The organism is Streptomyces sp. NPDC058620 (genome assembly GCF_042717135.1).
Classification (GTDB): domain Bacteria; phylum Actinomycetota; class Actinomycetes; order Streptomycetales; family Streptomycetaceae; genus Streptomyces.
Genome location: NZ_JBHXQO010000016.1, coordinates 95009 through 118625, shown reverse-complemented (window position 1 = coordinate 118625; position 23617 = coordinate 95009). Strand labels below are relative to the sequence as shown.

Genomic DNA, 23617 nt, shown 5'->3' with positions numbered 1-23617 from the left:
ACCTCATGAACCCCGCCTACGACTTCACCGGCCAGGTCGCCTTTGTCACCGGCGCCTCCTCCGGCATGGGCCTGGCCGCCGCCCGCGCCTTCGCCGAAGCAGGCGCGGCCGTTGCTCTCGCCGACATCGACGAGGCCGCCGTGAGCGCGGCCGCGAAGGAACTGACCGACGCCGGCCACCAGGTCCTCGCCCTGGTCTGCGACGTCACCGACGAGGACCAGGTCGCCGCCGCCGTAGACCGTACGGTGGAGACCTTCAGCCGCATCGACATGGCCTACAACAACGCTGGCATCCAGGTCCCGCCCACTGACGCCGCCGACGAATCCGCCGACCAGTTCGATCGCGTCAACGCCATCAACCTGCGCGGCATCTGGGCCGCCATGAAGCACGAACTGCGCCACATGCGGGACCAGGGCAGCGGCGCCATCGTCAACTGCTCCTCCCTCGGCGGCCTCGTCGGCAACCCAGGCCGCGCCGCCTACCACGCCTCCAAGCACGGCGTGATCGGCCTGACCAAGAGCGCCGCCCTCGAATACGGCTCCCGGGGCGTCCGCATCAACGCCGTCTGCCCCGGCACCATCGACACCCCCATGGTCAGCGACATGGTCGCCAAGGGTGAGCTCGACCGGGGCCAGGCCGAAGCGGGCCAGGCCATCAACCGGCTCGGGACCGCCGAGGAGATCGCCCAGGCCGTCCTGTGGCTATGCAGCCCCGGAGCCGGCTTCGTCACCGGTGTCGCCCTCCCCGTCGACGGCGGCTACGTCGCCCAGTAATCACCGACCATCCCAGCACCAGCACCAGCGGGAGGAGCATCGTGGAATTCGTCAGGCAGCAGCCCACCAGCAAGGCCCCGGCCGACTGGTTCACCGGCGACGTCTGGTGGGACGTCATCGTCGCCGGCCAGGAACCCTCCCGCATGCGCGCCAACCTGGTCCGCTTCTCACCCGGCGCCCGAACCAACTGGCACAGCCACGCCGTCGGCCAGACCCTGCACGTCGTCTCCGGCATCGCGTACATCGGCACCCGCGACGGCACGGTCTTCGAAGCCCACCCCGGTCAGACCGTTTCTTGTCCGCCCGGGGAGGAACACTGGCACGGCGCCGCCCCGGATCGCTTCATGGGACACATCGCTATGTGGGAAACCACGACGGACGGTGCCTCCGAGACGACCTGGGCGGAGCCCGTCCCGGACGAGGAGTACAACGTCCCGCGCACCCACGACCGGTAGCCTTCGACGCCATTGGCACTTCAACCCGATGCCCGCGGAGGACCGTGCGATCGTCTTCGCCGGCGCGCTGCCCGCGACAGGCGGATCAGCCTGAGGGGGTCGGCGGTTTCGGCTGCCTCGTTGAGGATGCGGTCCTGGCGCAGGCAGACCAGCGTCAGCCCTCGGGGCACGTCGGAGGGAAGCAGGTCTTGCCAACGCCGCCCTCACCGCTCTCCCAGTCGCTCTGCTGCTTGCGCCGACGGGCATTGTCCTTCAGCCGCTGCCGCTCCTGCGGCTCCGTGGCCTGCTCCGCTTCCTGTCAGTTACCTGCCGCCGAAGCGCGGTGTGTTCCATGAATGTCATGGCGCGCTGTTCCAGGGTCGCCCGATGTCCGGTCTCCCACGACGACCGGGGCAACGCGGTGGCGGCGGTGACGGTGTGGTCGGCCGGTCCGGACAGGCCCGGGTTGCTCGAACCGATGGGCGTGCACCGGGAACACCGCCGTCACGGCTACGGCGAGGCGATCGCCGTCGCCGTGGCGGCCGCACTCCAGGAGCGGGGCCCGTCGAGCGCGATCGTCTGCACCCGAGCTCCAATGCCGGCGACGTCGCCGTCGCCTCCTACGAGTCAGCCGGCTTCCAGCAACGCCCCGAGGTCGGGACCAGTACCGGGACTCCTCATGCCCACTCTCCTCGATCACGAGCGGAGACAGATGAGGCGTGCGGTCGCGGTGACGGGTGCCGTTGGCTGGTCGCGGGTAGGTTGCACTGCCTACACGTCCGACGGCAGAAGAGGCAGCACATGGCGGCGCGGCACAGCAGTGAGGGTGGGGGTCTGCCGTCGGCGGTGGTGGACTGCGCGCTGTATGAGGACGGGAAGCGGATTCCCGGGCAGGTGAATCTGGGCAGGATCATGGAGCGGATAGATCCCAAGGCGGGGCGGTTCGCGTGGATCGGCCTGTATGAGCCGAGCGAAGAGCGGCTGCAGGAGGTTGCCGAGATTTTCGGCCTGCACCCGCTCGCGGTGGAGGACGCCGTCCATGCGCATCAGCGGCCAAAGCTGGAGCGCTACGGCGACATGCTGTTCCTGGTGCTGAAGACGATCGTCTACGTCGACCACGAGAAGGTCACCGCGACTAGCGAGATCGTCGACACCGGCGAGATCATGGTCTTCGCCGGGCCCGGGTACGCGATCACCGTGCGCCACGGCAGCGCCCCGTCTCTGGACAGCGTCCGACAGCAACTCCAGGACGACCCGCGGCAGCTGGGCTGCGGTCCCGCAGGCGTCCTGCACGCGGTCGCGGACATGGTCGTCGACCGCTACGTCGAGGTCGCTGACGCGTTCGCCGGTGACGTCGACACCCTGGAGAGCGAGGTCTTCTCGCCGGACCGGCCGGTTGACGCCGGGCGCATCTACCAGCTCAAGCGCGAACTCCTGGAATTCAAGCGCGCCGTTATGCCGTTGGCGTCAGCTCTGCAGCGCCTCAGTGAGGGCACCATCCCGCAGATCCCGAAGGAGGTGGCCGCCTACTTCCGGGATGTCGCCGACCACCACCAGCGGGTCAGCGACCAAATCCTCTCCTTTGACGAGCTCATCAGCGGGATGCTCAGCGCCAGCATCGCCCAGCTCGGCGTGCAGCAGAACGCCGACATGCGCCGCATCAGCGCCTGGGCGGCGCTGATCGCCGTCCCCACCATGATTGTCGGTGTCTACGGCATGAACTTCGATCACATGCCCGAGCTGAAGTCCCCATACGGCTACCCGGCCGTCTGGGTACTCATGGTGACCGTCTGCACGGTCATCTACCGGGCCCTGCGCCGCAACAAGTGGCTCTAGCAGCCTGCTCGTCGCCCAGCGCCCCTACCCGTCCGGAATGCCCCGGCGGCCGTCCGGGCGATGCAGCACAGTTGGGCAGGTCCGAATCAACGGCGGACACCCTGCCGCCCATCTCGTGGTGTAGACGATCAAGGCGTGGGATCACTCGGGCGCGTGCAGGGGGCCGGACCGTCGCGTAAGAAGGCGCGGACTCACGTGGCGGGGCGGGAGTGCACGCTGACGGCGTAGCCGCAGCCTTGGTAATAGGGATCACCGCTCCAGGTGGCGTAGCGCTGCCGCAAGGCCAGTCCGGCCTGGGTACACCAGTGGTCGAACTCCGTAAGGGTCACCGGCGGTTCCGACAGCGGCAGGTGTGCTGCGTCCAGTCCCATGCCCGTGACCAGCAGGCCGTCGGAGCGCAGCGCGGCGGCCAGCTGCCGAACAACAACTGATTCGGTGCCGGGGGTCAGCAAGGGGATGACGTTTCCGGCGGCGAGCACCAGGTCGAAGCCCGGATTCAGGCCGAGGGTGTCCAGACGGGCCAGGTCACCGTAGAGCCATTCCTGCGTGGGGGCGTCCCGGCGGGCTACGGCGAGCATCGAGGAGTCGACGTCTACGCCGGTGCAGTAGTGGCCCAGCTCCGCGAGTCGGATCGCGATCCGACCGGTGCCGCAGCCGGCGTCGAGTATCCGGGCGGCGGGCTTCAGCAATGCGGCGCAGAAGGCAGCCTCGCCATGGATGTCGTGACCTGATTCGGCGAGCCGCGCGAAACGCTGAGCGTACTCCTCTCCAGCTTGTCCGCCGGTCAGTTCCGCCCAACGGTCCTGTTGCCCAGTCATGTTCAGAGTGCCTTCCGGTCAGCTTCGCCCAGAAGGAGCGAAGACGGTGCCATCACACTATTTGAGGTGGTATGTGTAAGCCTCGTGGGCTGCTACGAAGGCAGGCAAGGCCAGGGAGAGGCTATGAGGCCCATCAGGCAGTATCCGCAGCGAAGCGATGTCTGACCGATGGTAGGCAGTCGTGACCGAACGCGACGTCACGCTCAATGAGCTCGCTCAGGGGCTGCGCCCGATCACAGGGCACTCATCCTTCCGTCCTGCGCACGTATCCGCTCCTGAATCAGACGCGTACGTGGCCAGACGAACCGACAGCAGCAGAGAGTCACTGCGACGGCTTCGGAGACACGGCCGTCTCGGCCGGCCCCACGGCCGTGTCAGCCCGGCTTGACCGCCAGCGTCGCAAAATAGTGCGACATGTATTGAGCGGATGCGTTGGATTGGTGCGGCGCTTCCGCGAAGCCGGTGAGGACGAACCCCGCGGCGAGTTGCCCGCCGATCTGGTCGGTGAGGGTGTGGCTGTATTCAAGAGGGGCATCCGCGCCGAACTTCGTGGCGCGTTCCTCGGGGGAGTACTGCGTGACATCGCTGTAGGGCAGCTTGTGCACGACGATCAGCTCGCCGCGCTCGTCGAGCGCCTCGTGGTCGAACAAGTACACATCAGGGTTGAGGAAGCCCACGAGTAGAGTTCCGCCCGGTCGCAGGACGCGGAAGCACTCACGCCACACCGGTGCCAAGTGTGGCACGAATACGTTAGAGACCGGATGGAATACGACGTCGAATGTTGTGTCGCCGAAGGCACTGAGGTCGCGCATGTCGCCCAGGACGGTGCGCAGCTCGAGTCCGTCGCGCGCCGCCACCATCTGGTCCTGGCCGAGCTGGCGGGGCGAGTTGTCGAATACGGTGACCCGCGCCCCTGCGGCGGCGAGGATCGGACCCTGCTGGCCACCGCCGGAGGCCAGGCACAACACGTCCTTGCCGGTCAGGTCCGTCGGCAGCCAGGACCGGTCGACTGGCTCACGCCCGATGAGAACAATCGACCAGTCGCCCATGCGGGCGCGCTCGACATCCTCAGCACTCACCGGCCTCGACCACTCGTTGCCCTCTTGGACACACTTGTCCCAGGCTGCCCGATTGTGGGCAGCGGGGTCGACAACAATGTCCTGCACGTTTAACTCCCTGCTACAGCCAAGCGGACACCTGGGGTACTGACAGTGCGGTGCCGCTAGCCAACACGATTGCAAGGTGTGGGCTCAACGAAATTAGCGGGCACCGAGGTGTCCACGGGCTCGACGGGTGGTCGCGCAGCGGGTGCGTAAGCGCTGGTTGCCGGGGTTGCGGAAGCCGTAGGCGTCGCGGGTGATGGTCTTGATGGACCGGTTGGTGCCTTCGGAGCCGGCCTTGGCGATCCCAGTGTGCAGGTACGCAAGGATCTCTGGCCACCATGTCCCGACGGTTGTGGCCAGGCGCTGCAGTTCGGGAAGGTCGGCGTCGGCGCATCGGCGGTAGAACCGGTACAGCAGATCGCGGACCTGTTCCCGGTCTGGGCGGGTCCGGGCGGTGGCAAGCAGGTCCAGGAGGTCTTCCTTGGCGTTCCACGCAACGGTGATCGGCGCGCCGATCACCCTGGGCAGGTTGGACAGCTCGTCGAGGAGAGCGTCGACGTGCTCGCCGCGCATCCGGGCGGCGGAGCGGGTGAGCCGGTCGCGCAGTTCCCACTCGCGGTTGCCCTTGCGGCCGCACCGGCCGCGGTGGGTCACGGTGACCCGGCGGCGGACCTCGGTGAGGGTCTGGTTCGCCAGCTGCACCAGGTGGAAGTAGCCCACGACCAGGGTGGCCTGCGGCAGGACCCGGCGGATCGCCGGCCTGAAAATCGTGCACGTGTCGACCGCGACGTACTAAACCGCGTCGCGCCAGGCTTGGTCGCGGTCGGCCAGCCAGTCGATGACCGACTGGGCGTGCGGCCTCCGACCTGCCCGAGCAGGCCCTGCTTGCCTGACAGGTCGACGAAGCCGACGTGCCAACGGTCCACGGCGGTCTGCCAGATCCCGGTGGCCTCATCGGGGATCCATCTCGGCCGGCCTCGGCGGATCTCGTCGATACCGAGCGCCTGCACCGGCTCGGGCTGGGCCGGCAGCACCGCCCGGGCGTGACTGGTGAACGCCGCCGCAACGACCGGCCAGGAAAGCGCATAGTCGCGGGCCGCCTGGACGACCGTGCGGCCCTGATCGGCCACCGCCGCCCCGGCCGCAGCCCGTAATCGTGTGGTAAGCCGCTTACGTGGTGGTACTGGCGGGACCGACCCGGTGAACGAGCGACGCCGGCGCCGGCACGCCAGCTCGTCGCCGCGCCAGCGGCGCTTGGCCCACACCAGCCGCGGTCGGCGGCCACCGACCGACAGGTCACGCGGCCGGGTCACCCGCCGGCCCCTCGACCGCCGCACCCGGGTGCCGCAGTCTGGGCAGTGGCGTGCCCGCTCATCAGCGGTGACCAGATGCACCACCGGCCCGTCGGCGACCCCGACCACGGCCAGGCCGTCAAGGCCCAACAACCGCGTCCTATCGTTTGCCACGTCCGTAGCTCTTCTGTTGTGATCATCTTGCTTCGACAACAACATGACCTACGAGAGCTGCGGGCATCTGTCAGCCAGGGTCCACAGTGGAACCCCGTCCGGCGCTCAAACCCCCACCAATTTCGAAGAGCCTCTATGCGGGGGCGTGGCCTGAGTGGGTCACTCCCCCATTGAACGACGGCATTGAGGTGTTCGCTCTGCCGGTCCGGTTGACCCGAGCGTTGGCCAACGCCAGTCCCAGCGAACTGATGCCACCTCAAAGCCTTCTTGTGGTCCAGCGAGTGGCAAGCTCGACCCATCGCCTTGAGGAGCCGGTGGTCAGTGCGCGCGGCTTCGGGTGGGCCCCGCAGGGTGAGGCGTCCGCGGTCCCGGCGTGACACCCGGGCTCCGGGCCCTGGCCGGAGACCTCGGGAAGACAGGTGTTGCCCGGGACGCTGAAGCGTTCCTGGCCCAGGGCTTCCCCACCGGATGTCCCTGAACGGCGAATGAGATCATGGGGGCCGGAAGCGCCGCCGTGCGGCGACGCGGGGGAAGGACACAGCGTGGCCCAGGGGCGGATGACGTACAACGTGCGGTACGGGACGTCCTTGCCGGTCGTCGTCCGCCACGGAGACGGCGCGGAACGCGAAGGGCATATCGCCATCGGGCTGCTCTGCCGCATGCCCGACGGCCACGGAGGCGCCGCGCACCCCTCCGCCCGTACCTTCGACGTCGTCGGTGACGGCCAGACCGCGATCGCCCGGGTGTCGACGGAGGAGACAGGCTCGCGCGTGAACGGACGCCCCGCCGTGTACCGTGTCGACGACCCGTACGGCGCCCCGCTGGGCCGGATCACGTACCGACGCGGACGCGCCCTGCTCGGCGCCCGCGCGCGCTGGACCGTCGAGTCGGTGACCGGACACTCCGTGCGCGGCTTCCGTGGGCGCCTGTTCTGGTGGGCGGTGTGGTGGCCCGTCGGCCTGCCCGTGAGCCTGGTGTGGCTGATCCTGTCCCTGCTCGGCGAGGGCGACGACGCCTTCGGCAAGCCGCGCAGGGTCATCTGGCGCGACTCCTCACGCCGGGCGCACCTCGTCTTCCGGGGGGTCGCGGACGAGTACCGGGTCCTCGACGGAAGCTGGGACCCCCGGCTGGTGGCCGCGCTGCTCGGACTGCACCAGTCGTACGACCCGTCCGAAGGCAGCGGCGAGAACGGCTGGTACGCCAGGCCCTGAGCTTGTCGTCTGACGTCCGGTCCGCTCCGGGGCGGGGCAGTCGAGCCGGGCGATCCGGTGCCTGCTGCGGCGCCGGGGCATCGCCGCCATGATCCCCGCACGCCGCGACCAGCCGGCCAACGGCAGACGACGTGGCGCTCACGGTGGCAGGCCGCCCGCGTTCGACAACGTCGTCCAACGCGACCGCAATGTGGTCGGACGATGCTTCGCCCGCCTCAAGCAATTCCGCGCGATCGCCACGCGGTTCGACACACTCGCCGACCGCTACCGAGCGGAATCGTCCTGGTCTCCCTGATCAGCTGGCTCGGCGAACCAGCCAGATGATCTTTTATCGGGCGGGGCCTGGGCCACGGGGGACCACGGGTCCCGACTACCAGCGGACGGCACTCTGCCCGTAGCCGAGATCCGTCACCTCGGCTCCAGCAAGGACCTCCGGGACGGCACTGAGCCGGTCCGTCCGGAACTGCACTCGGTCCGGGCGCGGGCCCGTCGGCAGCCGGCCGTACAGGACCAGCGCGTCATCGTCCTCTTCCGCTGTTTCGCCGCCCAGATCGACGAGCAACGCAACGGTCATGTCCAGCTCCCGCGCGATCAGCCGCTGAATGGCGCCCTCTGCCCGGTCATGCTCATTCTTGGTCAACCCGTGGAGTACGAAGGTGAGGATCTGGGTGTCCGGCGCCACGTACCTGACATCGCACACCACGTCCACGTCAGCCGACAGCCAGAACTGCAGGCAGAGCGGCCCTACCGACAGGCCGACAAGCTCCAGAATGCGCTCGGGGGGCAGCTTCACCTGCTCCCCCACGACGTCCAACAGCATCCCGCAACCCAGCGTCGGGTGCTCGACGGTCATCCCGGACTCGGCCAGGAGGTCGGTCACCGGGCGGAACTCGGCCTCGTCCATCCGTCCCTCGCGGTACCAGGACAAGTAGGTCTCAGACACCGTCAGCACTCCTAACTGTCAATTTGTCATTGCCTGACATCTTGGAGAAGACACCCTCACGGATACCGGCCACCCTCCTTCAACAGGCATCTGACGTCGAGAACCGCACAAGTGATCAATTATCAGACAGGTTCCAGCCCCCCGTCATCTGACACCTCTGGAGGCACCCGTGTCCGTCCGCCGAGTCGTTCCCAACATCCTCACCGACGCCGGAACCATGGTCCGAAGCGCGGAGTTCTACGGCCTGCTGGGCTTCGAGGAGGTCATGAACCTCGGCTGGATCATGACCCTCGCCTCACCCACTCACCCGACGGCCCAGATCAGCGTCATCACACAGGACAGAACCGCCCCCGTCACACCGGACGTGAGCATCGAGGTGGACGACGTGGACGCGGCCTACGCGGCAGTCCTGGCGAGCGGCGCGGAGATCCTGCACCCCCTGCGGGACGAGGAGTGGGGGGTACGCCGCTTCTTCACCCGCGACCCGAGCGGACGCGTGATCAACGTACTGAGCCACTGACAGAACTGTCCCTCGGACGTGCGGTACGCGCCGTGCCCGGGCGCGCCCCGGCGGTCCGTCACACAGTGAGGACGACCTCTGAGCGCGCGTGCTCCACTTCGACATACCGGATGGCTTCGGCTGCCTCGCTCAAGGAGTACGTCCGGTCGATACCCGGGGCAAGCTCCCCGAATCCGCGAGCTCACCCAGGGCCGCCAGGTTCTCCCTGCTGGGTGTCGCCGTGAGTACGAGCAGGCGGTGGCGGACGAAGCGATTCGTCGCGTGCCCCTTGCGGATGAGGCCCATCGGCCCGATGAGACCGCCGCCGCCGGATGTACCCCCGCCGGAGAGCACGAGCGTTCCCGCGGGTGTCAAGGCGCGTCGGCATTCGGTCAGCGAACGGTTACCCACCAGGTCGAACACGACGCCGTACCGCCGCCCGTTCGGGCGATGTCCTCTTCGGTGTACTCGATGACGTGATCCGCGCCCAGCGACCGGACCAGTTCCACGTTCCTCGTGCTGCACACGCCGGTCACCTCCGCGCCGATCGACTTGGCGATGTGTACGGCGGAGGTGCCCACACCGCCTGACGCCCCATTGACCAGCACGTGCTGTCCCTGACCACGTCCACCCCAACCGCACCAGCCGTGGCATCCCCGCCGCAGCCGTCGCCGAGGCGATCGGGCAGACACTCGCCACGTAGCCACGACCTCGCGAGAGCGCCCCGGCGACCGTACGGGGCGCTCTCGCGCAACCCCATCCCTGGACAACGGGCAACACCAAACCCTGTCCATAACTCGGTTCGCCCGCCCAGCCCGGCCGCAGTTCAGGTTCGGGCACGGGAGTGCTCAGCATCGGGTCCGGCAGCGTCCACGTCACACCGCATTCCCTTCCACCAAGATCCAGTGCCATCCCATCCGGTCGGCGGTGGCTGCGCCCGGGCGGAACCGCACGCCGGCCAACCGGCGGCCACGGCGTGAGGAGGGTCGAGCTTGTCTGCCTCTGCGGGAGGTAGCGACGCGGACAGCCCCGGCCCCTGTCGGGCCGGGGCTGTCATCGGGAGGCCGGGTCAGCTGGGCTGGTCTCCGGTGTAGCGGTAGATGCCGCCGGCGGAGTTGACGCACCACACGGTGCCGTCGGCGGCGGCGCCGATGTCGACGGCGGCACCGGGGATGCCGACCCAGGGGTTCGCGTCGTGGTTGGTGTAGCGGTAGATCTGGTCGGAGGAGTTGACTCCCCATACGGTGGTCCGGGATCCGGCGGTGATGCGGGTCAGGCCGCCGGAGACGCTCACCCAGTCGGTCGAGCTCTGGTCTCCGGTGTAGCGGTAGATACCGCCTGAGGAGTTGACGCACCACACGGTGCCGTCGGCCGCTACGCCGATATCGACGGCCTTGCCCGGGATGCCGACCCAGGGGTTCGCGTCGTGGCCGGTGTACCGGTAGATCTGACCCGACGAGTTCACGCCCCACACATGGGTGCGGGAACCTACGGAGATCCGGGTCAGGCCGCCGGAGACGTTGACCCAGCTGGTCGAGCTCTGGTCCCCGGTGTAGCGGTAGATGCCGCCGGCGGAGTTCACGTGCCACACGGTGCCGTCGGCGGCGACGCCGATGTCGACCGCGCTGCCCGGGATACCGATCCACGGGTTCGCGTCGTGGCCGGTGTACCGGTAGATCTGACCCGACGAGTTCACGCCCCACACATGGGTCCGGGACCCCACCGAAATCGTCGTGAGACCGCCAGAGATATTCTTCCAGTCAGCCATGCCAGGCCCCTTTTCGTTCGGCTGTGACGTTCTGGTACGTGCCGAGCATCAGGGACACACGGGCGGCGGCATAGACCGATAGGCCGTTAAAATGATCCAGAAAACGTCGTTTGATTCCCCCCTCTCCACCGGGTGCACGGACAGATCGTGATGCGTACTGGTTGCGGAAGTCCGAAAACGCCGTAACCCACAAGGATCCCTCTACGGCGTCTAGTTGACGTTCGGCTCTTCGGCTCTCAGCGCAGGCCGGCCGGAGCGCGCAGGACCCGGGACCGGATCAATCAGGTCCAAGTTCACGCGTGCTTCACCAATGCTGACGTATAGGTGCGCCCACCCGGAAGCACGCCGTGCAATTCGGTGTTCGGTGGTGATGGCGACCTGGTCACCGCAGGTCCGCGGCTCATCGGCGATCCGGTCCACAGCCGCGGCCGGAGATCGGCACCCCGTCCACGTAGGCCGGGGTGAGCATGGCGCGTCCCCGGGCTTCACATCTGTTGCCGGGGTGGTCTCCGACCTGAACGGGGCTGGACCCTTTGCCTGGGGCGTGAACTCCTCAGCCAAGCTGCTCCCCTTGCCAGTCGGCGCCATGCCGATCCGCGCGGATCACTGCATGACTGCAAGTTATGAGACCATCACCGAGTGCGAGAGGTCCGGTCGGGCCGCCTGCACCAGGGGCACCCCTCCTCGACCAGTCCCGCAAGGACAGCCTTCATCCCAGCTACCGGTTCTCGTTCAAATGCTGCCGTGCCCACGGCAGACAAGCACGGCCGTCAGGGGCCCACTTCGAAGCTGATCCCCAGTTCCGGCTTGCGCATCGTGACCTGATCGGAGACTTGGTCGAACAGGATCACGGAGGGTGTCGCCCGAGCTGCGCCCCACTGAGCGTCACCGCCCCCTCCGGCGTCGCAGTATCGGTCGCCTGCGGCAGCGGTCAGCGGCTCATTGGCCCCGGGGTCGATCCACAAAGACACCTGCGGAAACGTCAGTCGGATCGGTTCGGTCGCCAGCACCTCGCCGCTCTGCGATCGTCGCCTACCGCGAACCCGACAAGAAGCGGGGCAAGCAGATAATGCGAGCCGTGACCGACTCCGTCGCCAGCGGCGTCCCGGCCGGGTCCGGATGGCATTCAGCGACCGGGAATGAACCGGGAACCGGACGGGAATGAGCTTGCCCCGCCCGTGCGAGTCAGCACCCGGGACGCCGCCCCGAAGTAGTACGCCTGCGCCTGGCCGTACCGGCTACTGAGATCAGCGCACAAACGCAACGCATCATCGCTTCGTTCGCCGTCGCACAGATCGCACCACGGCCGATCACCAGCGTCCAGCCGTCGAGTTCGGGGCTTACGCACACCCGGGCAAGTCCGTCCGAGTTCTCCTCCGTCTCTCCGTGGCCGTCCTCGTCGATGGCGGCGGCGGCTTCCGCGAAAGTGGCGCTCTCCCCGGTGTCGGGCACGAAGGCGGCGATGTACACCAATGCCTTGACCTTCGGTCGTCGGCCGGAGCCTGACTGCTGACCGCTCTGCCGTAGGAGTGACCCACCAGCACGACAGGCCCGGTGACGCTGTCCAGAACGCTGCGGATGTAGGCGGAGTCGCTCGGCAGTCGGCGCAGCGGCAAGGCCGGTGCCAGCCCACGGCATGCGTTCGACGACCGCGCTCCAGCTGGAGGCGTCGGCGAACGTGCCGTGGACCAGGACGATGGTGGGCCGTGAGCTCGAGAGAACGCGGCATGGTCATCAACTCTCGTACGTCAAATGCACGTGAGGCCAAATGCGCGCGCTTACACCCACGTGAGATGGCCTTGCCGCCGGGCCGGGCCGGATCGAATGATCGAGAACCGGCCCGGCGGCAACAATGGTGATCAGCTGGCGATGGTGGCGAGATTGCCGGGCTCGTAGGCGCCCCCCTGGTTGTTGAGGATCACACCGAGCCGGTTGGTCGCGTTGATCATGGCGACCAGGGAGACGAGCGCGATGGTCTGGTCGTCGTCATAGTGCTTGCGGACCTGGGCCCAGGTCTCGTCGGAGACGCCTTCGTAGCTGTCGATGAGGCGGGTGCCCTCCTCGGTGAGGGCCAGCGCGGCCCGCTCGGCCTCGGTGAACACGGTGGAGTGAGGCCAGGTGGCGACCAGGTTCAGTCGGGCCGCGGTCTCGCCGGCGGCTGCGGCGTCCTTGCCGTGGATATCGACGCAGAATCCGCAGCCGTTGATCTGGCTGGCGCGCAGCTGCACCAGCTCCTGGGTGGGCTTGGGCAGCGGCGACTCGTGGATCACCTGGCTCACGGCGAAGATCCGCTTGCCGATCTTGGCGCCGGTCTCGTTCGCGAACAGGTTCATACGGGGTTCCATCACAACGTCCTCGTCTGTGGAATCGTGTGCCGCGCGGATCGTCCGCGCAGCGGCTTGACGCCCATACGGCGCCGGCCGCCCCGGCGCTGTGACAGCACGGCGATGTGACGAAGGCCACCGAGCTTCTGTGTCACGAGAGAGCGCGGAGCGGCGACTTGTGCGCGACACCGAGAAGAGAAGCAACGGACAGGAGCCGACGATGGACGAGCGCACCGAGCAAGCGGCCGACGTGACCAGGCACAGTCCTCACGCCGGGGGTGCGGACCCCGCCACCGAGGCGTTCGTCGCCCATCGCAACGTGCTGTTCACCGTTGCCTACGAGATGCTCGGCTCCGCCGCCGACGCCGAGGACATCCTTCAGGAGACTTGGCTGCGCTGGGCGAACATCGACCACGACACGGTTCGGGACCCTCGCGCCTTCCTGGTCCGCATCACCACGCGCCAGGCATTGACCCGGCTGCGTACGTTGCGTCGCCGCAAGGAGTCCTACGTCGGCCCCTGGCTGCCCGAGCCCCTGCTCACCACGCCTGATGTCGCCGAGGACATCGAGCTTGCCGACAGCGTCTCCATGGCGATGCTGCTCGTGCTGGAGACGCTCGCGCCGACCGAGCGGGCCGTATTCGTGCTGCGCGACGTCTTCGATCTCGGGTACGACGAGATCGCGCAGGCCGTCGACAAGACTCCCACCGCGGTCCGGCAGATCGCCCACCGCGCACGGACGCACGTCGCGGCGCGCCGACCGCGCGAGGCCATCTCCCCAGCTCAGACGCGCCAGGTGCTCGCGGCCTTCCAGCAGGCAGTCGAAACAGGCGACTTGCAGCGCCTGCTCGACATGATCGCCCCCGACGTCGTGCTGCTGACCGACGGCGGCGGAGTCGTACAGGCCGCGCTGGAGCCCGTCGTGGGTGCCGAAACGGTGGCCATAGTGCTCAGCAGGCTTACCTCCGCGGCCTTGCGGCCAGCACATGTCAACGGCCACCCCGCCTTGATCCTGCGTAAGGGCGGCGAGATCGACACCGTCCTGGCGGTACGCCTCGAAGGCGGCCTCATCACCGGGCTCTACGCCGTCCGCAACCCCGAGAAACTGTCACGCATCGACCGGGAGACCGCAGTGGGCCGCTGAGCCCGAACCAATCCGCCTCGGGCGACCTGAACAGGTTCAGGCGGGTGCCGATCTCGACCGCAGTTCATTCGGGGTCGAGAGTTGGCCAGGGTGCACGACTCGCGGTTCGTGCCAGCCGACGGAGGTCGTCTCTCGTCGAGGAGCCCTTCGGCGCGCCGGTCGTGTGCTTCCGCGACATCGGCCAAGTTTCACACCCGACGGTGTGTGGCGGGCACGGCGTAGCTCTCATCCATGCAAGACGGGTTCTTGCGGGACCAGCCAGCCTGCACCACGCCTGTTGCGGGCGTTCCATTGTTCTATCCAAACCACTGAGCTGCAAGAACGCTGTCGAGGGCCTGCATCACGCGCAGCCACCCCCAGAAGGCCCGCATCCTCACTGGGCCCAAGACTCACCAGCGTGCCCGGGACCGGCCAGGGTGGACCGGTGGCTAACGGCGGCGTGCACGACAACGGCTCCACGGCGCATCGCTGACGTCGGGGGGGGCCGCGACAAGGCGAGGGGTTGTTCTTCATCGAAGCTCTGTCCGGCAAGTGGGGTGTCGGCGAGCGCCACCCGGGAAGACCGGATGGTGCGAGTTCGCCGGGAGGCGGTGAGGCGACAGGGCCTTGTGGGCTGTCAGGCCGTCCGGCATGATCGCGAGCATGATGACCAGCCGAAAGGCCCATGCCGCGTAGACGGCCCGGCGCGCTTCGCGCCGAAAATACGATCCCGCCCGTCTGGGGCCCGTGGACCGATCGCATTCCCGGGCTGTCCGAGCGCACCTGCGCCGAGATCAACCGCACGGAGCGTGAGCACGATGACTCCTGGGCCGGGCTGTGGGACGGCTTGTGGGAGGGGGCGGTGGAAGCCGCGCTCAGACACTACCGGGGGTTCCTGCGACAGCCCTGCCGCTACCTGGACCTGTGCTTCCCAGCTTCTCCCCATCCGGAGTCCTCGCTCGTCGACGTGGCGAACGCCCGGGACATTCTGCAAGAAGCGTTGCGTTCGCTTCCACACCCGTCCCGCGGCGAACTCGGGCGAGTGGTGGCGTGTCTGGACGCAGATCTCCGCCGCCGGACCTTGCCCGACCCACACGCCTACCGGCGCATGCAGTGGCATGGCGAATGGTGGCACCGACGCCTCTACGACGGTGAATTCCGGTGGTGAGGGGCTGCAGACCGACCAACAATGATCGTGTCGGGCACGGGCCCAGGGGGCGATCCCGGGCCGTCGGGGCGACGATGGGGTGTGTGGAGGATGCGCAGCTGCAGGCCGTTCTTGTCGAGCGGCTGCAGGAGCGGACCGCGGCGCCTTTCTGTTCGTGGGCAGCGGGATATCGCGCCGTTGTCCGAGGCTGCCCGGCTGGGAAGAGCTGCTGGAGCAGTTCGCCGCTCACCTGCCCACACGCGTACCACCGGGCCACGGCTTATGGGGACCTGCCGAGGGCCGCCGGCCCCATGGCGCCGGACTTCCACGGGATGTGGTGGTCCGTCGGCTGTGCGGATCGGCAGCGGCGCCCGTGCGCCGATCGGCCCCCAATCCGCTCTGATGGCCGCGCGATCGCGTCTGGCCTTGCTTCGCGCTCACACTTGTCCCTGCGAATGTCTCTACGGCCTCCTTCGCCACGGACCTGGTCAGCCGCAACGCAACACACCGGCTGCCCGAGAGGGGTGGTTGCAGGATGCATGAAGGGATGCCTTTCGAGGAGCTGATCAGCGGAGCCGCCCAGGACGCTGGAGGGTGGCTGGGAGCCCTGCCGGTGGCGCTGGTGGCCACCAGTGGCGACGGGACGATCGTGCGCTGGAGCTACACCGCGCAGGAACTGCTCGGCTACACCCCGCCCCAGGTACTGGGGCGGCACATCGCCGATCTGCTCCATCCCGGGGCCGACCGCAGCCTGGGTCGGGCTCTGTGGGAGACAGCCGCCACCGGGCGCGGGGTGATGGGCACTGTCACCGCCTGGCACCGCGACGGACACCCGCTGGAGCTGGAGATCTGGGCCTGCCCCGTCCTCGACCGGCGCCACGGCGCCTCGGCGGTGCTGGTCTTCGCAGCCGACGCCCATGCGACCCGCCGCATCCGAGGGTCGTCGGCGGTATGGGACGGGTTGTTCGCCCGCTCACCCGTCGGTATCGCCGTTCTCGACACGCAGCTGCGGTTCCTGCAGGTCAATCCGGCACTCGAAGCGATGAACGGTCTCACGGAGTCCGCCCACGTGGGCCGGCGCCTGGCCGAGGTGCTGCCCGAGGTGAACGCGGGCGAGATAGAGGAGGCGATGGGCCAGCTCCTGGAATCCGGTGTACCCGTCCTCGGCCTGCGCCAGACGGGCCGAACGCCCGCCGACCCGGAGGACGACCGGGTTTGGTCCTGCTCGTACGTGCGCGTAGAAGACCCCGGAAACCAACCCATCGGCGTGATTGCCTCCCTGGTCGACATCACCGAGCAGCAGCGCGACCACACCGAGGCCGAGGCGGGCCGCCGCAGGCTGGCCCTGCTCAGCGAGGCCAGCGTCCGCATCGGCGCCAGCCTCGACCTGGAGCGCACCGCCCAGGAGCTGGCCGACCTCGCCGTCCCACACGTCGCCGACGCCGTCACCGTCGACGTGCTGGACACCCTCTCCCGCGGCGACGAACCGGGCATGGGACTAGCCGGGGGCATAGCCCTGCGGCGCTTGGGCAAGGCGCCCCTGACCGGATCTGCCGTCACCCACATCCTCGCCCCCCTCGGCAGGACCCTCACCTTCCCCGCAGCCGCCCCCTACACCCAGGCCCTCGCCGACCGGCAACCCTTCCTGATCACCCACCTCGATGAGCGGGCCATCGCCCCGGCCGCTCGCTACTCCGCCAAACCTACCCAGCTGCTCAAGACTGGCGTGCACTCGTTCATGATGGTCCCGCTCGTCGCCCGGGACGTGGTGCTCGGCGTCGCCACCTTCTACCGAACACGGCCCGTCGGCCCCTTCGGGCCGGACGACGCCACCCTTGTCAGCGAGCTCGCCGCCCGGGCAGCCATCAGCATCGACAACGCGCGCCTCTACCAGCGCGAACACGAGACCGCGGTCGTCCTCCAGCGCAGCATGCTCCCGCAGCACGTCACCCCGCCCCCCGGCATCGAAATAGCCCACCGCTACCTGCCGGCCAGCGACGTCAACGAAGTCGGCGGCGACTGGTACGACGTCCTCCCCCTCACCGGCGGCAGAGCCGCCCTCCTCATCGGTGACGTCATGGGCCACGGCATCGCCGCCGCCGCGGTCATGGGGCGGCTCTCCGCAACCGTCCGGGCCCTCGCGCGCCTCGACATGCCCCCAACAGCGCTGCTGCACCATCTGGAAGCCACCCTCGCCGACCTCGTCGAGCCGATGCTCGCCACCTTCCTCTACATCGTCTGCGACCCCGCCACCGGACACTGCTCCATCACCCGCGCCGGACATCCGCCACCGGCCGTGGCAGAGCCCGACGGCACCGTCTACCTGGTCAAGACCCCACCCGGCGTCCCCCTGGGGGTCGGCGGCATCGACTTCACCACCACCGACATCACCCTGCCCCCCGGCAGCCTCCTCGTCCTCTACACCGACGGCCTGATCGAAGCCCGCAGCCGCGACATCGACGCACGTCTGAACGAGCTCACCCGCCTGCTCACGGAACCCCAACGACCGTTGGACCACCTGTGCGACTCATTGATCACCCACCTGGTCCCGGCTTCCGCCGACGATGACATCGCCCTGCTCGCCGCTCGCATCGGCAAGAACATGCCTCGGCCTCATGTGTAGGACAGCACCGTGCGATGAGGTGTCGACGCTCGCGTCATTCCCCAGCCAGAAGAGAGGTAGTGAGAGGAGGCCGTCACGGACGCAGTGATCGTCAGCGCGTCGGCCGCGAAGAGGCGGAGCGTGCGCCCGGCTGATCGTCTGGTCCCGGAGGCCAAAGGGGGTCCGAAAGTTTCGAGTGATATTCGGAAACTCGACCCTCACGGATCATTCAGAGAAGTGACCGAGCATGTCAACACCGTTCACCGAACCAGGCTGACACCTGCTCCACCTCGGGCTCCGACTTCGACACTTTCGCCGCAACTAGCGAATCTTGCAGGGGGTATTGACGAGGTTCACCGGCCCCCTATCATCCAGGTTGCTCGATAGTTCGATCCATGTTCGACATCCCGAACGACTAGGGCTCCAAGAGCACCAACCACAACGGCCGAGCGGCAAGGAGTCACGACACTGGCGCTTCCCCTGGGAGCGCTCCCAGCACGCGCACAGCCCCTCCTCAGCGCGCCGCACGCTCGGGACAAGAGCGCTCGACCCATCCCTGCCAGGAAATCGAGGTAACTTCATGCGCCGCAGACTCCACACCCTGCTGGCCTCGCTCGTCGCTCTGCCGCTGGCGCTCGCAGTGGCACCATCCGTACACGCGGCCGACCCGACCACCATGACCAACGGGTTTTACGTGGACCCCGACTCGGCCGCGAGGAGGTGGGTCGCCGCCAACCGCGTCGACGGCCGGGCACCGGCCGTCGAGGCTTCCATCGCCAATACCCCGATGGCCCGCTGGTTCGGCTCCTGGAGCGGCGCCATCGGCACCGCCGCAGGTGCGTACGTGGGTGCGGCGGACCACTCGGACAAGCTGCCTATCCTCGTCGCCTACAACATCTACAACCGTGACTACTGCGGCGGGCACTCCGCGGGCGGAGCTGCCTCGCCGTCCGCCTACGCAAGCTGGATCGCGCAGTTCGCCGACGGGATCGCCAACCGCCCGGCCGTCGTCATCCTCGAACCGGATTCCCTCGGGGACTACGGTTGCATGACCCAGGCTCAGATCGACGAGCGCGAGGGAATGCTCACCGGCGCCCTCGCCGAGTTCGGCCGTCAGGCCCCCAACACCTGGGTGTACCTCGACGCCGGCAACCCGGGCTGGGCAAACCCGGCGACCATGGCCCGGCGCCTCCACGAAGCCGGCCTTCGACAGGCTCACGGCTTCTCCCTCAACGTCTCCAACTACTTCACCACGGCCGAGAACACCGCCTACGGCAATGCCGTCAACAGTGAACTGGGAGCCCGCTACGGCTACACCAAGCCGTTCGTCGTGGACACCAGCCGCAACGGCAACGGCTCCAACGGCCAGTGGTGCAACCCCTCAGGCCGCCGCATCGGCACCCCCACCCGGACGGGCGGAGGCGCCGAGATGCTTCTGTGGATCAAAACTCCGGGCGAGTCCGACGGCAACTGCGGCGTCGGCGCGGGCTCCTCGGCCGGCCAGTTCCTCCCCGAGGTCGCCTACAAGATGATCTACGGCTACTGACCAGGACTTCCATGGCCTGGTTCATCCCAGCTTCGCCACCGGGCCCCGGGCGCGTCCGCCTCGCCACGGGCGGGTCCACCGCTCACGGCTTTTCGGCACAGGCAGACGACAGCGCGTCCAATGGAAGCGCTTTTCGACGACGTCAACGGGGAGCTCCGCACGACGGGCCTGTCACCCAATCGCCCACTCAGCACTCAGCACTCAGCACTCAGCGAAGGAGAGTCCCAGATGATTGGCATGCGCATGGCATACACACCCCGACGGTGGAGGCGCGGCAGACGAACAGCGGTGCTCTCCGCGGTGACCGCCCTCCTGGCGGCACTGTTGTCCGCGATCGGTGCCGCCGGTCCGGCGCAGGCGGCCACCGTGGATCCCAATGCGTGGTACACGCTGGTCAACCGGGGCAGCGGCAAGGCGCTCGACGTGTCCGGCGCGGACACCGGCAACGGCGCGGCCGTCCAGCAGTGGACCCGCACCGACAGCGCCAACCAGCGATTCCAGTTCGTCGACTCGGGCGGCGGCTACTACCGGCTCAAGGCACAGCACTCCGGCAAGGTGCTGGACGCCTACAACTACTCCACCGCCGATGGGGCGGACATCGTGCAGTGGAGTGACCTCAACGGCACCAACCAGCAGTTCCGCCTGGCCGATTCGTCGGACGGTCACGTCCGGCTGATCAACCGCAACAGCGGCAAGGCCGTCGAGGTGCAGGGCGCCTCCACCATGGACGGCGCCAAGGTCGTGCAGTACGCGGACTGGGGCGGGGCCAACCAGCAGTGGCAGCTGGTCCGCGTCGGCAGCGGCAGCGGCGCGCTGCCGACGACGTTCCAGTGGTCCTCCAGCGGTGCCCTGGCCGGTCCGAAGCCGGACGCACAACACCCGCAGGCGCTGGCGATCAAAGACTTCTCGATCGTGCGGCACAACAACCAGTGGCTGACGTACGCGACCACCGCCAGCCCTTCCGGCTGGGGGCTGGTCCAGTTCAACTTTGCCGACTGGTCCCAGGCCGGCTCCGCACAGCACACCTACCTCGACACCGCCTCCGCCATCGGTCCCGGTTACCGGGCCGCGCCGCAGGTGTTCTACTTCGCGCCGCAGAACCTGTGGTACATGGTCTACCAGACCGGTCCGCCCACCTACTCCACCAGCACCAACCCCGCCGATCCGCGCTCCTGGTCCGCGCCGCGCACCTTCATCTCCCAGGAACCGCCCATCGTCACCCATAACAAGGGCGACGGCACCTGGATTGACTTCTGGGTCATCTGCGACACGGCCACTTGCCACCTGTTCTTCAGCGACGACAACGGCCATATCTACCGCGCCCAGACGAGCCTGGCCAACTTCCCGAACGGCTACGGGAACACGCAAATAGTGCTGTCGGACACCAAGTTCAACCTGTTCGAGGCGACCAACGTCTACAAGGTCGCAGGCCACAACCAGTACGTGCTCATCCAGGAGGCCATCGGCTCCACCGGCCGGCGCTATTTCCGCTCCTTCACCTCCACCAGTCTCACCGGCACCTGGACCCCTCTGGCCGCCACGGAGAACGCCCCCTTCGCCGGCCGCGCCAACGTCACCTTCCCTGGCGGCGCATGGACCCAGGACATCAGCCACGGCGAACTCGTCCGTGCCTCCAACGACCAAACCCTGACCATCAACCCGTGCCGACTGCAGTACGTCTACCAGGGCATGGACCCCAGCGCCGGCGGCGACTACCTCCGCCTGCCCTGGCGCATGGGCCTGCTCACCCAGACCAACTCAACCTGCTGACCGAACCATCGCTGAGGAACCACGCGCCCGCCGGTGGACCCGACGCCGGCGGGCGCGACACTTGTCGGGAAGGAGGCGGCGGTATCCAGGACGTCATCTGAATGAGCGGCTGGGCACACTGCGGCTGACATGCCCTTCAGGAGCGCTGCGGCTACTACCCAGGCGGTAGCGGCAGCACTCCTACTTGCCGGTCAAGCGAGCATGGGGCGAGGCCGACGCCGAGGCCCCCATGCCACGGCGGCGTGGTCGGCAGGCAGGCCGGGACTGGTCTGGTGCCGTACGGCTCCACACGTGCGTAGCCGCTGGAGTGGTCGCGGTCTTCGATCTCGATCACGGCGTCGTATAGGTTCGGTCAATCACTTCGTAGGTTGCTTCCGGGACACTCTTCTGGGCGAAGCGCCGCAGCGACTCGGAGTGGAAGAGCGCCGCACGCCGACGGAAGAGGTGGCCGGTCGCGATGTGCAGTTCAGGGATCTCGTCCAGGTCCGGCTTCGAACATAGAGAAGTCCGTTGCCGGCGGCAGAACTCCTACTGCCTCCCGCTCCCGGGGGTGAGCTTGGCCCCGCGTTTGGAATCCTTGTCGTTCAAGCCTTCGCTACGAAGATCTTGATCATTTCAGGGAAGGCGTCCGACTGCCCGAGGGGATCGGAATTCCGTTCCAACTCCCGGCGGTACGGGTGGAGTGATCTGGCTGGGGCTTGCCAGATCAATCCGTGGTGGAGGAGGGCGGTAGTCCGCGCGCGCCGCTGGTCTTGGCCCGGGTGAGCTTGGCTCCGGTCAGCTGTGCCCCCCGCAGGTCAGCATTGGTGAGGTCTGCTCCGGTCAGGTTCACACCGCGCAGGTCAGCGTCCGTCAAGTCGGCGCCGACCAAGTCAGCGTTCGTCAGGTTCGCGCTTTCCGTGACAGTGCCAGAGAGGATTTTGGCTTGCAGGGATTTGTCGGCAGCGCTGAACTTCGCGCCGTGAAGATGAGCCCCGGCCAGGGACGCGCCCGTCAGGTTGGCATCAATCAGGATCGCCCCCGCGAGGTTGGATCCGGCAAGGCTTGCACCTGTGAGATCCGCATCCCAGAGCACCGCATCGGCCAGATTTGCCGGTTCGGTGGGGATTGGCGCGTCCGGTGCCCCCAGTACCGCCTCGCGCAGGATCGCGCTGCTGAGATCTGCACCGGTCAGATCCGTCTCAAGAATATTCGCGCGGGTCAGGTCTGCTCCGTTCAGCTGGGCATCGCTGAGGTCTGTGCGCAGGAACTGTGCTCCGCTCATGTTGGCCTCGCTGGCGAACACGCTCCGCAGGTCCACTCCGGAAAACGTTGCATGTCGCAGGTCTGCACCCTCCATGTTCGCGTAGCTGAATGAGGAACGCGTGCTTGGTAATTCGCCCCCCTTGGGGATCCTCGCGATGTCCCTGACGTCCCAGGTGGACAACCACAGGCCCCGGAGGTCTGTTCGATTCCAGTCGACCTGAGCACCCCCGTCGTGGCGAGGAGGGCGGTGGGCCAGCACATTTATCACAGCCGCCACATCAGTGGACAGGCGGAGTTTTGGTACCCCCTCCATGCCCTCGGGCTCCTTCGCGAAGCCGGTTGCCGGAAGGGCTGCGTGGCGTCGTACGTACGCCGAGAGGACCGAGACGATCCGGGGCTGATCGCGAGGTGAGTCCTGCATGATGCGCTCCAGCGCATAGATCCCCCCGAAGCGCACGTCCAACGACTGCGACCCGAGGTTGGTGATCGCATCGTTGAACCGACTTGTGAGTTGTCCCTGTTCGGCGACCCGCACTTCTCTCCACGTGAACAGCAGTGCCAACACTGCGGCCAGGCCGGGCAGCGTGGCCGCCATGAGCACAAGCCATTGAGACCGTCCCGAACCGCCGGCATCGTATACACCTGCTCCTCGGCGGCGACGCCTTTGTCTGGCCTCGCGCCTGCGCGCGATCCGATTCAGCCATCCACGACGCGTATTTCCCCTCACCGGTCCATGGCAATCGACGGACCCCAAAACGAGCTGACGCCACACCGTCGAGGCACCCGATCGACGCAGATGCCGGCTCCTGACGGTACGGACGGGCGGAGAGCCCACTCCGCAGCGGACAAGGTTCGGTCGGTGGGGGCGTTACGGACCGAGACGTGCCAGACGTGCTCGGCCGGACGCGGGCCGCAAGATGATCCCCACCTGGGCAAACACTGACCCTAACGCTTATGCGAGGGCCTTCACGTGGGGTCGGCGCAATCGGCAAACGGGTGCTCCAAGGGC

General features: G+C 67.8%; 18 protein-coding genes and 6 pseudogenes. 10 read left to right on the top strand and 14 right to left on the bottom strand.

Translation table 11 applies throughout. The features are described from left to right. Positions 1–5 precede the first annotated feature (5 nt). Both ACFWSK_RS18175 and ACFWSK_RS18170 read left to right on the top strand, forming a co-directional pair. Positions 6–773, top strand: coding sequence for an SDR family NAD(P)-dependent oxidoreductase (locus ACFWSK_RS18175; protein WP_383786842.1), 768 nt, complete (start codon positions 6–8; stop codon positions 771–773). A 41-nt stretch (positions 774–814) separates the two neighbouring features. Further along, positions 815–1228 (top strand): cupin domain-containing protein, encoded by a 414-nt coding sequence (locus ACFWSK_RS18170; protein WP_383786839.1) that lies wholly within the window; start codon positions 815–817, stop codon positions 1226–1228. 154 nt (positions 1229–1382) lie between these two features. Here the strand turns inward: ACFWSK_RS18170 and ACFWSK_RS18165 are convergent. Further along, positions 1383–1514 (bottom strand): annotated as a pseudogene (locus ACFWSK_RS18165) (DUF6381 family protein); the annotation flags it as partial. A 494-nt stretch (positions 1515–2008) separates the two neighbouring features. Between ACFWSK_RS18165 and ACFWSK_RS18160 the strand changes: the two are divergent. After that, a complete protein-coding gene (locus ACFWSK_RS18160) occupies positions 2009–3043 on the top strand; it encodes a magnesium and cobalt transport protein CorA (protein ID WP_383786836.1) in 1035 nt (344 codons plus the stop codon). Between the two features lie 191 nt (positions 3044–3234). Here the strand turns inward: ACFWSK_RS18160 and ACFWSK_RS18155 are convergent, their stop codons facing one another. From ACFWSK_RS18155 to ACFWSK_RS18140, 4 genes and pseudogenes are all read right to left on the bottom strand, one after another. After that, positions 3235–3861: a class I SAM-dependent methyltransferase gene (locus tag ACFWSK_RS18155; protein ID WP_383786833.1), complete on the bottom strand. Its 627-nt coding sequence runs from the start codon at positions 3859–3861 to the stop codon at positions 3235–3237. Between the two features lie 374 nt (positions 3862–4235). Then, entirely contained in the window at positions 4236–5027 is a 792-nt protein-coding gene (locus ACFWSK_RS18150; RefSeq protein ID WP_383786830.1) for a class I SAM-dependent methyltransferase, read from the bottom strand. 93 nt (positions 5028–5120) lie between these two features. Further along, positions 5121–5744, bottom strand: a pseudogene (locus ACFWSK_RS18145) (transposase); the annotation flags it as partial. Positions 5745–6019: 275 nt separating this feature from the next. Then, positions 6020–6475 (bottom strand): annotated as a pseudogene (locus tag ACFWSK_RS18140) (transposase family protein); the annotation flags it as partial. Between the two features lie 497 nt (positions 6476–6972). Between ACFWSK_RS18140 and ACFWSK_RS18135 the strand changes: the two are divergent. After that, positions 6973–7641 (top strand): hypothetical protein, encoded by a 669-nt coding sequence (locus ACFWSK_RS18135; protein ID WP_383786827.1) that lies wholly within the window; start codon positions 6973–6975, stop codon positions 7639–7641. 40 nt (positions 7642–7681) lie between these two features. Beyond that, a pseudogene (locus tag ACFWSK_RS18130) lies at positions 7682–7965 on the top strand (IS5/IS1182 family transposase); the annotation flags it as partial. 46 nt (positions 7966–8011) lie between these two features. Here ACFWSK_RS18130 and ACFWSK_RS18125 read toward each other — a convergent pair. Continuing rightward, positions 8012–8545: a hypothetical protein gene (locus ACFWSK_RS18125; RefSeq protein ID WP_383786824.1), complete on the bottom strand. Its 534-nt coding sequence runs from the start codon at positions 8543–8545 to the stop codon at positions 8012–8014. A gap of 208 nt (positions 8546–8753) precedes the next feature. On the opposite strand from ACFWSK_RS18125, the gene ACFWSK_RS18120 reads away from it, so the two are divergent. After that, positions 8754–9104, top strand: a complete 351-nt coding sequence (locus tag ACFWSK_RS18120; RefSeq protein ID WP_383786822.1) for a VOC family protein — start codon at positions 8754–8756, stop codon at positions 9102–9104. 58 nt (positions 9105–9162) lie between these two features. Here the strand turns inward: ACFWSK_RS18120 and ACFWSK_RS18115 are convergent, their stop codons facing one another. The 7 genes and pseudogenes from ACFWSK_RS18115 to ACFWSK_RS18085 all read right to left on the bottom strand — a co-directional run bounded on the left by ACFWSK_RS18115 (position 9163) and on the right by ACFWSK_RS18085 (position 13196). After that, a complete protein-coding gene (locus tag ACFWSK_RS18115) occupies positions 9163–9237 on the bottom strand; it encodes a hypothetical protein (protein WP_383786894.1) in 75 nt (24 codons plus the stop codon). Continuing rightward, positions 9234–9494, bottom strand: coding sequence for a hypothetical protein (locus ACFWSK_RS18110; RefSeq protein WP_383786891.1), 261 nt, complete (start codon positions 9492–9494; stop codon positions 9234–9236). Before ACFWSK_RS18110 ends, ACFWSK_RS18115 begins: the two co-directional genes overlap by 4 nt. Then, positions 9476–9691 carry a zinc-binding dehydrogenase gene (locus ACFWSK_RS18105; protein WP_383786819.1) on the bottom strand — a complete coding sequence of 72 codons (216 nt, stop codon included), beginning with the start codon at positions 9689–9691 and terminating at the stop codon, positions 9476–9478. The genes ACFWSK_RS18110 and ACFWSK_RS18105 overlap by 19 nt, the downstream gene beginning before the upstream one ends. Positions 9692–10152: 461 nt before the next feature. After that, a pseudogene (locus ACFWSK_RS18100) lies at positions 10153–10872 on the bottom strand (tectonin domain-containing protein); the annotation flags it as partial. A gap of 749 nt (positions 10873–11621) precedes the next feature. Beyond that, on the bottom strand, positions 11622–11861 hold the full coding sequence (locus tag ACFWSK_RS18095) for a hypothetical protein (protein ID WP_383786816.1): 240 nt from the start codon (positions 11859–11861) through the stop codon (positions 11622–11624). 418 nt (positions 11862–12279) lie between these two features. Continuing rightward, positions 12280–12549 (bottom strand): annotated as a pseudogene (locus ACFWSK_RS18090) (alpha/beta fold hydrolase); the annotation flags it as partial. A 161-nt stretch (positions 12550–12710) separates the two neighbouring features. Further along, complete coding sequence (locus ACFWSK_RS18085) at positions 12711–13196, bottom strand: carboxymuconolactone decarboxylase family protein (RefSeq protein WP_383786813.1); 486 nt, start codon at positions 13194–13196, stop codon at positions 12711–12713. Between the two features lie 199 nt (positions 13197–13395). Here ACFWSK_RS18085 and ACFWSK_RS18080 point away from each other — a divergent pair, with 199 nt between their 5' ends. The 4 genes from ACFWSK_RS18080 to ACFWSK_RS18065 all read left to right on the top strand — a co-directional run bounded on the left by ACFWSK_RS18080 (position 13396) and on the right by ACFWSK_RS18065 (position 21363). Further along, positions 13396–14319: an RNA polymerase sigma-70 factor gene (locus tag ACFWSK_RS18080; protein WP_383786810.1), complete on the top strand. Its 924-nt coding sequence runs from the start codon at positions 13396–13398 to the stop codon at positions 14317–14319. A 1673-nt stretch (positions 14320–15992) separates the two neighbouring features. Beyond that, complete coding sequence (locus ACFWSK_RS18075; protein ID WP_383786808.1) at positions 15993–18068, top strand: SpoIIE family protein phosphatase; 2076 nt, start codon at positions 15993–15995, stop codon at positions 18066–18068. A 559-nt stretch (positions 18069–18627) separates the two neighbouring features. Further along, complete coding sequence (locus tag ACFWSK_RS18070) at positions 18628–19593, top strand: glycoside hydrolase family 6 protein (protein WP_383786805.1); 966 nt, start codon at positions 18628–18630, stop codon at positions 19591–19593. A 237-nt stretch (positions 19594–19830) separates the two neighbouring features. Further along, positions 19831–21363 carry a non-reducing end alpha-L-arabinofuranosidase family hydrolase gene (locus ACFWSK_RS18065; protein ID WP_383786888.1) on the top strand — a complete coding sequence of 511 codons (1533 nt, stop codon included), beginning with the start codon at positions 19831–19833 and terminating at the stop codon, positions 21361–21363. A gap of 706 nt (positions 21364–22069) precedes the next feature. Here ACFWSK_RS18065 and ACFWSK_RS18060 read toward each other — a convergent pair. Next, positions 22070–23203: a pentapeptide repeat-containing protein gene (locus ACFWSK_RS18060; RefSeq protein WP_383786802.1), complete on the bottom strand. Its 1134-nt coding sequence runs from the start codon at positions 23201–23203 to the stop codon at positions 22070–22072. Positions 23204–23617: the final 414 nt, after the last annotated feature.

Excerpts from the sequence above, each read along its gene's own strand:
- ACFWSK_RS18070 (WP_383786805.1), top strand. The coding sequence starts at position 18,628 with ATGCGCCGCAGACTCCACACCCTGCTGGCCTCGCTCGTCGCTCTGCCG.
- ACFWSK_RS18060 (WP_383786802.1), bottom strand. The coding sequence starts at position 23,203 with ATGGCGGCCACGCTGCCCGGCCTGGCCGCAGTGTTGGCACTGCTGTTC.
- ACFWSK_RS18065 (WP_383786888.1), top strand. The coding sequence starts at position 19,831 with ATGCGCATGGCATACACACCCCGACGGTGGAGGCGCGGCAGACGAACA.
- ACFWSK_RS18175 (WP_383786842.1), top strand. The coding sequence starts at position 6 with ATGAACCCCGCCTACGACTTCACCGGCCAGGTCGCCTTTGTCACCGGC.
- ACFWSK_RS18075 (WP_383786808.1), top strand. The coding sequence starts at position 15,993 with ATGCCTTTCGAGGAGCTGATCAGCGGAGCCGCCCAGGACGCTGGAGGG.
- ACFWSK_RS18085 (WP_383786813.1), bottom strand. The coding sequence starts at position 13,196 with ATGGAACCCCGTATGAACCTGTTCGCGAACGAGACCGGCGCCAAGATC.
- ACFWSK_RS18080 (WP_383786810.1), top strand. The coding sequence starts at position 13,396 with ATGGACGAGCGCACCGAGCAAGCGGCCGACGTGACCAGGCACAGTCCT.
- ACFWSK_RS18160 (WP_383786836.1), top strand. The coding sequence starts at position 2,009 with ATGGCGGCGCGGCACAGCAGTGAGGGTGGGGGTCTGCCGTCGGCGGTG.
- ACFWSK_RS18155 (WP_383786833.1), bottom strand. The coding sequence starts at position 3,861 with ATGACTGGGCAACAGGACCGTTGGGCGGAACTGACCGGCGGACAAGCT.
- ACFWSK_RS18125 (WP_383786824.1), bottom strand. The coding sequence starts at position 8,545 with ATGGACGAGGCCGAGTTCCGCCCGGTGACCGACCTCCTGGCCGAGTCC.